This window comes from Bowmanella pacifica (genome assembly GCF_014645355.1).
Classification (GTDB): Bacteria; Pseudomonadota; Gammaproteobacteria; order Enterobacterales; family Alteromonadaceae; genus Bowmanella; species Bowmanella pacifica.
Map to the genome: position 1 here is coordinate 790,275 of NZ_BMLS01000002.1, position 14,478 is coordinate 804,752.

At 50.2% G+C, this 14,478-nt stretch carries 6 protein-coding genes; 3 read left to right on the top strand and 3 right to left on the bottom strand.

Annotated features, from left to right (window positions below; translation table 11 throughout):
- Nucleotides 1-102 precede the first annotated feature (102 nt).
- Together IEX02_RS09675 and pgmB are read left to right on the top strand one after the other, a co-directional pair.
- A complete protein-coding gene (locus tag IEX02_RS09675) occupies nucleotides 103-2,439 on the top strand; it encodes a glycoside hydrolase family 65 protein (protein ID WP_188693822.1) in 2,337 nt (778 codons plus the stop codon).
- Nucleotides 2,436-3,092, top strand: a complete 657-nt coding sequence (gene pgmB, locus IEX02_RS09680) for a beta-phosphoglucomutase (RefSeq protein WP_188693824.1) — start codon at nucleotides 2,436-2,438, stop codon at nucleotides 3,090-3,092. The genes IEX02_RS09675 and pgmB overlap by 4 nt, the downstream gene beginning before the upstream one ends.
- A gap of 45 nt (nucleotides 3,093-3,137) precedes the next feature.
- Here the strand turns inward: pgmB and IEX02_RS09685 are convergent, their stop codons facing one another.
- From IEX02_RS09685 to arcB, 3 genes are all read right to left on the bottom strand, one after another.
- A complete protein-coding gene (locus tag IEX02_RS09685) occupies nucleotides 3,138-4,157 on the bottom strand; it encodes a LacI family DNA-binding transcriptional regulator (RefSeq protein WP_188693827.1) in 1,020 nt (339 codons plus the stop codon).
- Nucleotides 4,158-4,251: 94 nt separating this feature from the next.
- Nucleotides 4,252-6,561, bottom strand: coding sequence for a TonB-dependent receptor (locus tag IEX02_RS09690; RefSeq protein ID WP_188693830.1), 2,310 nt, complete (start codon nucleotides 6,559-6,561; stop codon nucleotides 4,252-4,254).
- Nucleotides 6,562-6,945: 384 nt separating this feature from the next.
- On the bottom strand, nucleotides 6,946-9,294 hold the full coding sequence (gene arcB / locus IEX02_RS09695; protein ID WP_188693833.1) for an aerobic respiration two-component sensor histidine kinase ArcB: 2,349 nt from the start codon (nucleotides 9,292-9,294) through the stop codon (nucleotides 6,946-6,948).
- Between the two features lie 711 nt (nucleotides 9,295-10,005).
- Between arcB and gltB the strand changes: the two genes are divergently transcribed.
- The gene (gene gltB, locus IEX02_RS09700; protein WP_188693835.1) at nucleotides 10,006-14,472 is read left to right on the top strand and encodes a glutamate synthase large subunit; all 4,467 of its coding nucleotides are present in this window, start codon (nucleotides 10,006-10,008) and stop codon (nucleotides 14,470-14,472) included.
- Nucleotides 14,473-14,478: the final 6 nt, after the last annotated feature.

Sequence of the window (14,478 nt, forward strand, 5' to 3'; positions counted from 1 at the left end):
ATATCAAGCAAGTCGAGTTTACCTAAATTTAACACAATTGCAATCGATTGCAAAAACAGCTAATCTTGCCGTTAGTCAAAGTCCACTCCAAGGTTTCAACCTATGAATGTATTGCCCAAAGATTTACTTTTCACGCCCTACCCTTGGCAACTAGAGAGCATTGGGTTGAGCTCAGGGCAAAACATGCTGGAAGAAACCCTGTTTGCCCTGGCCAACGGTTACTTTGGCACCCGCGGTACAATGGAAGAAGAAGCGCCCGCAAACGTACAAAGCTGTGAAGGCACTTATCTAAATGGCGTCTATCACAGTGAGAAAATCACTTATGGTGAAGTGGCATATGGCTATGCCAGCCACAACCAGAAGATGCAGCAGGTTCCCAACGGCAAGATTATGCGGCTCAAGCTGGATAACCAACTTGTTAGCCAAACCGACGCCTCGGAAGTAAAGCGCTGGCTGGACTTTCGCACCGCCACCCTGCACAGACAGATACGCTGGCAAAGTACCAGCGGTCAGCAACTGAGCCTGACCACTCACCGCTTTGCCTCCCTAAGCCATCCAAACCTCCTTTGTTTACGCATGGAGATCTTGGCCGAGAACTTCAGTGGCGACATTGAACTTAGTGCCTTGCTAGACGCGGGGTACCAATTCTCACCAAACAAAGACGACCCCAGGGTGGGTGTGCTGAGTCTGGATGACAGCCTGACCCTTTATCAGCAGCACGCTGGGGATAACGATACCTGGATGCTGCATCAGGTCAAAGACAGCGATGTCAAAATTGCCTCGGCCAGCACGTTGACCTGCTCTGTCCACCCCATCCATACCCGTCAGGTGGCAGAGAAAAAACAGCTAGGTCAACAATGGCAACTACCGCTCAAGCAAGGGAAGCCAGTGATAGTGGAAAAATACATCTGCTATCAGCATAGTAAGGAGATGACATTTGATGCCCTACTCAATGAGGTGCATCAAAAGTTACAAAACGCCAAGACGCTGGGATGGGTAGCGTTGCACGCCCAGCACCAACAGGTTGCGAGCGCATTCTGGCAAAACACCGATGTGCAAATAGACGGCGATCCTGCACTGCAGCAAGGTATCCGATTCAATCTGCTGCATTTGTTTATGTCTATCGGCAAAGATGGATTGAGCAATATGGGTGCCAAGGGCCTGACCGGTCATGGCTATGACGGTCATTACTTCTGGGATACCGAAATCTATATTTTGTCGGTGATGACCGCCACCAATCCGGAGCTGGCCAGACGCTGCCTGGAATACCGTTACCGGACTCTGGATGGCGCACGCCGACGTGCCCGTCAAATGTCACACTCAACGGGTGCGCTGTACCCATGGCGCACTATAGGGGGTGATGAGTGCTCGGCATTTTTTCCGGCCGGTACTGCGCAGTATCATATTAATGCCGCTATTGCGCACGCGCTGCGCAGCTATTACACCGCCACCTCAGACTGGCAATTTATGCAGCAGATGGGCGCACAAATGCTGTTTGAAACCGCCAGGCTGTGGCTCAGTCTTGGGCACTTCAATCCCAGACGCGACGGCCAATTCTGTATTGACGGCGTCACCGGCCCGGATGAATACACTGCTATCGTCAGCAACAATTTCTATACCAATGCCATGGCCAAAGCGCATCTGCGCTTTGCGGTGCAGATTGCAGCAAAATTTCGTGATAGCGATTCAGCAGCCTATAAGCTGCTTTGCCACAAGCTAAATTTGAGTGATGCGGAAATTGCTACTTGGGAGCAAGCCGCTGAGAAGATGTATTTGCCCTTTGATAAAACCCTCGGCATCCACGCTCAGGATGATAGTTTTCTGGACAAACAACCCTGGGATTTTGCCAACACGCCGGCAGATAAATATCCCCTGCTGCTGCATTATCATCCGCTGGTGATCTATCGCCATCAGGTACTCAAGCAGGCCGATGTGGTGCTGGCCATGTATCTGCTGGATGATGCCTTTGATCAGGCGCAAAAGGCCCGTAATCTGGCCTACTATGAACCGCTGACCACTCACGACTCCACCCTGTCCAGCTGTATACACAGCATAGAATTTGCTGAAACCGGTGATTATCAGCGCGCTTATGGTTTTTTCCACGACACCGTGCGCATGGACATAGATAACCGCCATGGCAATACCGAATATGGTGTCCATACGGCCTGTATGGCCGGTTCCTGGATGAGCATAGTACACGGCTTTGCCGGTGTGCGGATGCGCGCAGATGGGCTAGTGGTTAACCCACATCTGCCACAGCACTGGCAAGGCTACACCTTCAACTTGCAATATCAGGGCCGGCAGATACAGATAAAAGTCAGTCAAGACAAGGTCAGTTACTTACTCAAAGCGGGTGACAATCTGAGTATCAAACAAGGCGCACAACAGGTTCACCTTATCGAAGGACAATGGCAGGTTATTTCCAGGAGTTTATCATGAGCATCCGCGCTTTTATCTTTGATCTGGACGGGGTGTTAACCGATACCGCCGAGTACCACTATCAGGCGTGGGCCGCCCTGGCCAAGCAGTTGGGTATTGCTTTTAACCGACAGGATAACGAGCAGCTCAAGGGGGTTGACCGTATGGGCTCGCTGCAATTTATTTTGGATAAAGGCGGGCTGCAACTTAGCGATAATCAGAAACACGCCTTTGCCAATCAGAAGAATCACCACTATCAGCAATTAATAGAGCATATGAGCGAAGCCGATTTATTTGCAGGTGTACATGACTTATTCGCCCAACTAAAACAAGCCGATATTGCCATAGGCCTGGCCTCGGCCAGTAAAAATGCCGCCATGGTGATTAACAGGCTGGGGATCAATCAGGCCTTTGACTACGTGGCAGATGCCGCAAAAATTAAGCAAGGAAAACCACATCCGGAAATCTTTCTGACTGTCGCACAAACTCTGGGGGTAAAACCTGCTCAATGTGTGGGCGTGGAAGATTCGCTGGCTGGCCTGCAAAGCATTATTGACGCAGGAATGCAGTCCGTAGGTATTGGAGATGCCAAAGTACTTCAACAAGCCCAGTGGGTTTATCCCCATATCAAGGATTTATCTCTGCCAAGAGTATTGGAGCAAGCAAACAAATAGACACAACCCCAACCCAGGGCCACAACGGCGTGGCCCTTCTGTGGTTTAGTGCGACTTTCGGCTCGACTCGCGCACCACCAGTTGCACATCCAGCACTTGTGAGCGCACGGTTTTCCCCGCCAGTTTATCCATCAGCTTGTTAACCAATAGCTTTCCGCCTTCCAGTGTTTGTTGACGTATGGTGGTCAGCGAAGGATGGCAAAACATGGACAGCGCCACATCATCAAAGCCCACCAACGCAAGGTCATCAGGTATTTGTTTACCCGCGTCCATCAGCTTTTTAAGTGCGCCTAGGGCTATCACATCGCTGACAGCAAAAATACTATCCACATCAGCCGGCCCATTCTCCAGCAACTGCGAGGCGCTACGATAGCCGGACTCACTGGTAAAGTCGGTTTCAAAGCTTAGCTTCTCATCTATCTCAATATCTGCCTGCTGCAAAGCCAAACAGTAGCCTTGCCAGCGCTGTTCCATTTCACTGTGACTGGTGTCGCCAAAAAACGCGATGCGCTTACAGCCCTGGTTAAGCAGATGATTTACCGCCAGATAAGCGCCCATTTTATTATCGCTACCCACAGTGCAGTAGTGGCTGTCTGGCAATGCCGCTCCCCATACCACAAAAGGGCAATCTTGCTGGGCGAGTCGGTCAATACGCGCGTCATGTTCGCCCTGCCCTATGACGATCAAGCCATCAGCTCGTTTGGAGTCAAAGTAATAGTCCCGCCAGTCATCAGAAGCGGTGCGGGTATTAGACAACAACATATCGTAGCCATGGCGAGTCAGCTCATCGGCAATAGCACCGAGCATATCCAGCAGCCAGGGATCGGAGATCCCCTGTTCGGTGCGCTCCTTAAATAGCACCACCACCGCAATCACCATGGTTTTCTGGGTACGCAGAGCGCGCGCTTTAGCATTAATCTTGAAGTTATGTTCACGGGCAACGTCCTGAATACGACGACGGGTCTTCTCCGCGATCAGCGGATTGTCATTCAGGGCACGGGATACGGTGGACTCGGAAACACCAAGGAGTTTGGCAATATCGGCAATGCTTTTGGCGCGAGTCATGAATCTGCTTCTGTTATTACTGGTTAGGGCAAGGTTATCAAATTGCGCCGCCCAGAGAAAAGGCTAAGGTGGCCACTGGCCACCTTTAATTTGCTTAGAAGTTGTAACCTATGCTCAGGCGCATTGACCTTGGCATAATATAACGGCCGTTAGGTGCCGTGGGATTACGTGGGTCACCCTCGGTAAGCCCTTCTTTATCTGTCAGGTTATCTACCGACAAGCGCACATTCAACTGGTCGGTAATTTCCCAGTAGGCACCCAAATCGACCTTAGTGTAGCCTTTCAACTCACCCAGGTTGTCATCACTGATCCAACGGTCGTCAACCGACGTCAGCGTGCCGTACAAGGTCACAAAGTTACCGCCCGCCAGTTCAATCTCATAGCTTGGCGTCAGGCGCATTTGCCAGCCAGGCTGGCGCTGGGACTCATTGCCAACAAGGTGGGGATTACTGCTTTTTGTGATCTCGGTATCCTGAATTGTCGCGTTCAAATTCAGGTTCAAACCGAAGTCAAAGCTGTAGTTACCATCCAGCTCAATCCCCTTGGCTTCGGTAACCGACAGCGTGGCCGGTTGGCCGGGCAAAGCCACCGTACTGCTTTCTACTTCGTTAAAATAGGCCGTAGCATACAAACTGTAATTGTCTGCCGCTAACTTATATCCCAGTTCGTATTGCTGAACATCAAAGATAAGGTCATTTCCGGCTTCGTATTGAGAATAGTTGTCACGAAAATCGTCGAAATACGGCATTTTGCTGCCATCATTCACTCTGACGAAAACCCCGGAATTATCGGTCAGCATATAGTTAGCGCCGGCCGTCCAGGAGGTGGTGTCTTCATCGTATTGCACCGGCTTGTTGATAGTGCCATCCAGGTCTTCATCCACGCTGTAGTTAATCTGATGATTCTCGCGGCGAACACCAAGATCCAAGGTCAGGTCATCAGTAGCTTTGTATTCCAGGGCGGTATAAAACGCGCGGGTAGAGCCATCACCGGTGGAACTAAGGTCATAGTTCCAGCCGCAGCTATCCTTGTTGTCATTACAGGAGATTTCCGTTAGGTTTTCGCCACCCGGCGCCACCACATGGTAAGACTGATTACCCAAAGACCACCAGTCTTTAGCTTCAAAGTTTGAAGTATAGAGTCCCAGTGTCACCTTCAGTGCATCAAGTTGCTTGGTCAGCGACAGGTCATTGGTAAAGGACTCTATTTCCTTTAATACCACCCAACGTCCTACCTGCTGTACTAGAGTAGCTTCAGAATAATTTTTTCCGCTCACTGCTCCCTTCACGGGAACAAAGTCGCCGCTAACAGGATCAATGTTCCTCAGATTCAGGTTTTTACCCTCAGCATCCGTCAAGTTTGCCAGTTCAGAAATCATTAAAGGCGCGCCGTCTGGTACCATGCCATAAGTATTGGCGTCCCCTTTGGTGTAATTAAAACGGTCAGAGAATTGCCAGCCATCGGCAAACTCTAACTGAATCTTACCGCCGGAGACTGAACCATCCCAGCCTCGGCCATTGCCAAAATCAAAAGTCTGGCTGGTGCCATCAGGGCCATATTGAATGCTGGCCTGGCGATTCAGGGTACCGATTTGGGTGTACTCGTTGTCCACCCCACTGACCAGCGGTGTGGGCAGATACCAGACACCATGATCATCGGTCACTCTGGTATAAAAGTTCATTTTGCCATTATCCAGTTCTTTGGTGATATTGAGGGTAAACTGGTGTCCCTTTTCAGAGTTAAAACCGGCATCACGAATACCTGGCGAGCTGGATACATAGCCACCAATCATATAGTAAAGGTCATCGGCCAGTGCGCCACTGACCATGGCATCCACCCGCTGCAAATCGTAGTCAGAAGTGGTGTATTTAAATACCCCTTCGGTTACCTCTGAGCCTTCTTTTAGCAAAAAGTTAGTTGTCAGGCCCGGCTGTCCATTGGAAATCACCGGGTTGGTACCGCCACGCAGTGCCTCCATATACGCCACGGTTTCATCCATGCGGAATAAGGTGGAGTTTTCCAAAAAAGACAAGGTTGGGGGCTGGAAAAGCGGGGCGCCTTCCATTTGTACGGTCAAAAACGGGGCATCTCCAGTTCCAGGAAAACCGCGCACAAACACATTAGCCCCAGCCACCCCGCCAGAGCTCTCTGACCATACTCCCGGAACGGCTTTAAACAAATCCGCAGTGCTCTTGGGGGCCAGCTTCCTAATCGCCTCGGCAGACAAGTTTGTAATCGCAAAGCTTGCATCAACCTTACGTACCGCCGTACCTGTGGGTGTGCCTGTTACTACAATCTGCTCAAAATCCTTGGCTTGCTCTTGGTCATCTGGCGTTTCCTGTGCCCAGGCATTACTCAATGCTGTCGAAATGGCGATGGCCAGGATAAGTTTGTTGCTTTTCATTGCTGGTCCCCAGTTATATCTATGATTTTACTAACTTAATTTTAATTAAAGCGGTCAAAGGAGGATTTAATCAATCGTCGACTTACCACTGTGTTTGTTAAGGCAGGTTAAAAATAGACCGAATTGCAATCGATTGCAATTGATATAGAAACAAAATGTACAATAAATGTTAAATCCAATCTAGATGGGGGTTTTGGCGTATAAATGTGTTAACAAGTTGCTGATGCAGACCCTTGCCAGCCGATTATTAGAAAAGTTAAATTGGAAACGATTGCATAAAGAGTGATAGCACGCTGTCAGGCTCTTTAACAGCCAGACAACGTGCCAGGGGTTGTTTATCTTTCGAGTTTAGATTTCGTTCAAATCCAGCCCAAGAGACAAAGATCAGTCATCGATAGTTTGATCAGACAACCAGTTGTTGAGTGATTGCATATCCAGTTTGAGTGCATCCTGAAGCTCTTCAACCCAATCATAGACGTTCTGCCACCAGGCTGGATGGTCGCCCTGCTGAATCTGGTTAGCGATTTTCTGTACCCTGGACAGTCCCACCGACCCCGCAGCGCCTTTGATCTTATGTGCCTGGGCACAGACTTCATCTTTATCTTTGGCGCTTAAGTTGGTCAGCAGAATTTCCATATACTGAGGAATGCTCTGATTAAACACGTTGACACTGGTACTGAGCATTTCAGCCCCTATGGTATCTACCAGCATCTGCAGCATATCCAAATCCAGCACCGACTCGTTCTTACTTGCCGCGTTTGTCTCCGGCAAGCTCGGCAATTCAGAGGCATCACAGAACAGTTGATTGAATACTTCCACAACCCGACTTTTCTTAATCGGCTTGGAGATAACATCATCCATGCCTTGGTCCAGGTATTCCTGGCGGGTTTTAATCACATTGGCGGTCAGAGCCACCACGGGCGTGCCTAATACCAGCTCTTCTTCATGCATCCGACTAACCACTTCAAAACCGTTCATATCCGGCAGTTGAATATCCAGCAGGATCAGGTCGTAATGATTGGCCCGCGCCATATCCAGCGCCTGACGCCCGGTCATCGCCACCTCGACAGTCTGACCAAGCTTTTCAAGTAGCGCTTTGGCCACTATTACATTCAGCTCAATATCCTCCACCAGCAGTATCTTCAAGCCAGTGATCCTTATTTCAGCCAGTTGCGCCGGACGTGTACTGATGGCCAACGGCAGTTCAACGGTAAAACAGGTTCCCTTACCCACTTCACTACTGACCCGGATATCCCCCTCCATCAGTTCAACCATCTTCTTACAGATGGCCAAACCAATACCTGTTCCTGTGGCACTTTGGTGGTCAGGATGTTTAACCTGATAGTACATGGCAAAAATCTTAGGCAGTTCCTCTTCGGGAATACCGACCCCCGTATCAGCCACCTTAAACACTACATTACAAATACCGTTTTTTGGTGCCTCAGCTGACAGGGTGAAACTCACCGAACCTTGCTGAGTAAACTTCACCGCATTGAACAGCAGGTTCCATAGCACCTGACGTAAGCGGGTTCCGTCAGCTTCAACAAAGTCGGGCAGAGGCTCTATCATCTGCGTCTGGAAATTGAGATTTTTATCAGCCACCAACAATTGAATGATACTGGACAGCTCGGAAAAGAAATCTTTGAGACTGACGGTCTTAAGCGCCAGCTCCAGCTTGTCACGCCCCAGTTTATCAATGTCGATGATGTCGTTAAAAATATTACCCAGGGTAATGGCACTGGCGTAAATGGTGCTGACCCAGGCATATTGCTCGTCGGTCAGCTTAGTGTCTCGGAGCATACGACTTAAGCCCACAATGCCATTTAACGGGGTACGCAGTTCATGACTGATGGTGGCGATAAAGGCGGTTTTATCCCGACTGGCTTTCTCCAGCGCGACCTGTGAGTGCTTACGCTCGGTAATGTCTCGGCCAAATGCCAATAAGCCCAGGCGGTTACCTTCTTTGTCAAAAAACGGCACCTTGCGCATTTCATAATAGCGCTTGCTACCATCGGCAAAGCGTAGCCATAGCTCGTCGGTGATGCCCACATTGTTTTCCAGTACTTCGTGGTCACTGGCCACCACCTGATTGGCCAGATCCTCGTCATACACTTCATGAGGTGTCAGGCCCATCAACTCGGCTTCGGTTTTGCCCGTCATTTGCTCGGCAACCCTGTTACAACCGGCAAAGCGCCCTTCTTCGTTGCGGAAATAAATTAAATCCGGGCTGGCATCGATAATGGAGCGCAGCAATGAAAACAGCCTTAATGCATGCTGTTCTTTTTCCGACTTCTCATTAATCTCCAGTTCCAGCTCAGCAAAGACTTTTTCCCTGTCTTCCTGTGCCTTGCGCCGCTCTTCAATCTCGATATTTAACTGACGAATATTATTCTGCAGTTCGCGGTTTAGTAGCACGTCTTCTTCACGCAAGCTTTCCAACTGCGCTACCACATCTTTCAGATTATGACGGCTAATTTCTAATTGCCTGACCAGTTCGCTGAAAAAGTACAAAACCCAGGGGGCGCTGAGCAACGTCAGCATAATGGCAGACGCAAAGTCCTCTACCTGCACGTCACCTGTCATATACAGACGAATAAAGTATGAACCCGCGATGGTAAATATCAGGGTCAGTATCACAAACAAAATGCTGATACGCAGGGTGCCGAAACGGTCAACAAATTGGGCAAAACGGATAGCCCAGGATTCATTTTGGCTGGAAGGCGATGGTTGCATAGGGAAAATTTCCGCTGACGACAATTGTCGGCATCCTAGCAAGAGCCGACAACAATGCCCAAGCTGATTTTAATTTGTCCCCCTCAATACACTAAAACCAGTATTTCCCAGCAACACTTAATTAACATTTATATTCACATAACATGAATATAAATTCACTGAACATTGGTATCCGACTGCCTTCTTTTTATCCAAACCCAACCAGCTTCAGATATCTCCTATAGGCTGATACTTTTGGTTATAAGCTAAAAACCAAAACGCAAAAAATGCTCAAAAGCCAACCCATACGCAACTTTCATCCTAATTTACTAAAAAAATAACCATATACATTTCACGCTTATTACGCTGGGGGAATTGATTTGTGGAAGCATTGTGGTATTTTCATTAACCGCTCTTTATGGGTGCATAAAGATTCGTTATTGGTCTGAGCAGGCTTGAGGCTGACCAATAACTAAATAGGAATGCGGAATCGGCCATTGGCCAAAAGGCGTCGATGTTGGTGAAATCCGACTCGATATGAACCAAGACAGAACGGAATAAACTGCCTGGTTCAAACAAAAAGACTGGTAACCCCGATAAAAATAGAACCTGTCACAGGTCATCCTAACGACACAGGCGCATGAAATAACGGACCACTAAGAGTCCAGCACATGCCGTCCCTGAATAAAAACATCACCCTGCCCAGTCGAACGGTTGAAGGAGTCATGAGTAATGAGACTATATAACCCGAACGATTCTCGGGATAACTGTGGTTTTGGCTTAATTGCCCACACGCAAGGGCAGCCCAGCCACAGTCTGGTAAAAACCGCCATCCATGCACTGGATCGTATGCAACACAGAGGCGGGATTGCCGCAGATGGTAAAACGGGCGACGGTTGTGGTTTGCTGCTGCAAAAACCCGATGCTTTTTTCCGCGCTATTGGTGAGGAAAAAGGCTGGAAACTGGCCAAAAAATACGGTGTTGGCATGGTGTTCCTCAGCCAGGACCCGGTATTAGCCCAGCAAGCTCGGGATATCCTCAACGAAGAATTGCAAAAAGAAACCCTGGACGTCCAGGGCTGGCGTGTTGTGCCCACTAACCCTGAGTTACTGGGTGAGTTAGCCCTGACCGGTTTACCACAAATTGAACAGGTATTTGTCAACGCCCCTCCAGGTTGGCGCAAGAAAGACGTCGAGCGTCGCTTGTTTATGGCCCGCCGTCGAACAGAAAAGCGCCTGGCCCACGACACGGATTTTTATATCGCCTGCTTGTCGAATCTGGTGACCATTTATAAGGGCCTGGTGATGCCCAAAGATCTGCCGAATTTCTATCTGGATTTGGCCGATGAACGCATGCAATCCGCTATATGCGTGTTCCACCAGCGTTTCTCCACCAATACGCTGCCAAGATGGCCGTTAGCACAGCCATTCCGTTTCCTGGCACACAATGGTGAAATTAATACCATCCGCGGTAACCGCGAATGGGCCGAAGCCCGTACTTATAAGTTCCGCACGCCACTGCTGCCTGATCTGCATGACGCCGCGCCTTTTGTCAATTTTGAAGGCTCGGATTCCTCGTCACTGGATAACATGCTGGAATTGTTCCTGGCAGGGGGCATGGATTTGTTCCGTGCCATGCGTTTATTGGTGCCACCTGCGTATCAGAATAATGACACCATGGACCCGGCTCTTAAGGCCTTTTACGAATTTAACTCCATGCATATGGAGCCTTGGGACGGCCCGGCAGGTATCGTCATGACCAATGGTCGTCATGTGGCATGCAACCTAGACAGAAACGGTCTGCGTCCGGCCCGCTATGTGATCACCAAAGACGGTCTGATTACCCTGGCCTCTGAAATCGGTATTTGGGATTACCAGCCCGAAGATGTGCTCGAAAAAGGTCGTGTCGGCCCAGGTGAAATGCTGGCGGTAGACACTTACACAGGTAAGGTACTGCACTCCAGCGAGATTGATGAAGATCTGAAAAGCCGCCATCCTTACCGCGAATGGCTGGACAAACACATTAGCCGCTTACTCCCTATCCAGCAGTGTGATGCCAGCCAGATTGGTGTGCGTCTGTTCGACGATGACATGATGAACACCTACTACAAGCAGTTTAATTACAGCTATGAAGAAATTCAGCAGGTAATCAAGGTGCTGGCCAATGATGGTCAGGAAGCGGTTGGCTCCATGGGTGATGACACCCCGATGGCTGTTTTGTCTGGCAAACACCGCACCATTTACGACTACTTCCGTCAGCAGTTTGCTCAGGTGACGAATCCCCCTATCGACCCGCTGCGGGAAAACCATGTAATGTCATTGGCCACCTGTATAGGTCGAGAGCAGAACGTCTTCAGCGAAACCTCGGGCTACGCCAACCGGGTATTGTTTGAGTCGCCGATCATGCTGTACACGGATCTCAAACAACTGAGAGAGTTTGCCCCTGAGTACTACTACTCCGAAGTGGTCGATCTTAACTATGCGCCGGAAGAAGGCCTGAAAGCCGCCCTTAAAAGGATCTGTGATGAAGCCGAGTACCTGGTAAAACAGAAAAAAGCGGCCTTCGTTATCCTCTCGGATCGCAAAATTAAGACGAATCGCCTGCCGATTCCTGCACCTATGGCTGTGGGCGCAGTACAACGCCGTTTGGTGGAAAAAGCCCTGCGCTGCGACGCCAACATCGTGATAGAAACCGCGTCAGCACGCGATCCACATCACTTTGCGGTACTCATTGGTTTGGGTGCGACTGCGGTCTACCCCTTCCTGGCCTATGAAGTTATCGAGCAAATGGGTGATAAGGGTGAGCTGGATATTCCGGTGATGGACGCCATCCTTAATTACCGTAAAGGCATTAATAAGGGTCTGTATAAGATCATGTCGAAAATGGGCATCAGCACTGTCGCCAGCTACCGCTGCGCCAAGTTGTTTGAAGCCATAGGTATCCACCAGGATGTGATGAAGCTGTGCTTCCAAGGCGTACCAAGCCGTATCCAGGGTGCCAACTTCGACGATTTTGAGCAGGATATTCAAAACCTCAACCGTATTGCCTGGGTAAAACGTAAAACCATCAGCCACGGTGGCTTACTTAAATATGTGCACGACGGTGAATACCATGCCTACAACCCGGACGTGGTCAGCACCTTGCAAAAAGCCGTGGTCAGCGGTGAATACAGCGACTATCAGCAATTTGCTGCACTGGTTAATGAGCGTCCGGTGGCCCATATCCGTGATCTGCTCAAGCTGAAGTTCAGTCAACAGGCGGTGGATATTAATGAGGTAGAGCCTGCAGAAGCCTTGTATCCACGTTTCGATACCGCCGCCATGAGTATCGGTGCACTGAGTCCCGAAGCTCATGAAGCATTGGCCATCGCGATGAACCGTTTGGGCGGTCAGTCCAACTCAGGGGAAGGTGGTGAAGATCCTGCTCGCTTTGGTACCGAAAAGAACTCGCGCATCAAACAAATTGCTTCCGGACGCTTCGGCGTTACTCCGCACTATCTGGTCAACGCCGATGTGCTGCAGATTAAGGTAGCACAAGGTGCCAAACCTGGTGAGGGCGGTCAGTTGCCCGGAGACAAGGTGAATAAGTATATCGCCGAGCTACGCTTCTCCGTACCGGGTGTTACCCTGATTTCACCGCCGCCGCATCACGATATCTATTCTATCGAAGACTTGGCTCAGCTAATTTTCGACCTGAAACAGGTAAACCCTAAGGCGCTGATTTCGGTCAAACTGGTATCTGAGCCTGGTGTCGGCACTGTCGCTACCGGTGTAGCCAAAGCCTATGCGGATCTGATTACGGTTTCCGGTTATGACGGTGGTACCGGTGCCAGCCCGCTCACCTCGGTAAAATACGCAGGCAGTCCCTGGGAGCTGGGTTTGGCGGAGAGCCAGCAGGCCCTGGTAGAAAATGGTTTGCGCCATAAGGTAAGAGTACAAACCGACGGCGGTCTGAAAACCGGCCTGGACGTAATCAAGGCTGCAATTCTCGGTGCCGAGAGTTTCGGTTTTGGCACAGGGCCTATGGTGGCGCTGGGTTGTAAATATCTGCGCATCTGTCACTTAAACAACTGTGCCACAGGTGTTGCCACTCAGGATAAGAACCTGCGTGACAATTACTTTATCGGTTTGCCTGACATGGTCATGAACTACTTCAAGTTTATTGCCCGTGAAGTACGCGAGCTCATGGCCGCGCTAGGCGTGCGTAAGCTCGAAGAGCTGATTGGACGCACCGAACTGCTTGAGGTTATCGACGGCTTCAGTGCCCGTCAGCAGCGCTTAGATTTGTCGCCAATTCTGGCCAAACCCCAAGCCGCCGCACACACCAAATTGTTCTGCTCAGAGGTCACTAACGCACCACTGGACAAAGGAGAGCTGAACCAGCAGATCTTGGATGACGTTCGCCAGGCTGTGGAAAACAAAAGCGGTGGCAACTGGCGTTACAGTATTCGCAATACCGACCGTTCCGTAGGAGCCCGTATCTCCGGCTATATTGCTGAGCAGCATGGCAACCAAGGGATGGCCGACTATCCTTTGCGCGTCACTCTGACCGGCACCGCAGGACAAAGTTTCGGCGTGTGGAACGCCGGTGGTTTGGAGCTGCATCTGATTGGCGATGCCAACGATTATGTAGGCAAAGGCATGACGGGCGGTAAGATCACTATTCACCCGCCAGTAGGCGTCCATTACGCCACCCGCGACAGCGCCATTATGGGTAACACCTGTTTGTACGGCGCTACCGGCGGCAAGCTGTTTGCTGCGGGCCGTGCCGGTGAACGTTTTGCGGTACGTAACTCTGGTGCAGTGGCCGTTGTAGAAGGCACAGGTGACAACGCCTGTGAATATATGACCGGCGGTATCGTTGCCATACTGGGCCAGACCGGCGTTAATTTTGGTGCCGGCATGACAGGGGGTTTTGCTTATGTACTGGATCAGGCCAATGACTTTGACCGACGCGTTAACGGCGATTTGGTGGAGGTGCTGAGCATCGACGATAAGCCGATTCTGGCCGAACACCTGCGTGGTCTTATCAACCAGCACTATGAAGAAACTGGCAGCGAACACTCGCTGGAGATCCTCAGTCAGTTCAGTCAGTACTTAAAGCAGTTCCGCTTGGTTAAACCTAAGACCAGCGATGTGAAGAATCTGCTGGGTCATATCAGCCGGTCCAGCGCAGAGTTGCGCGTTCAGGCCCAGTAAGGAGGA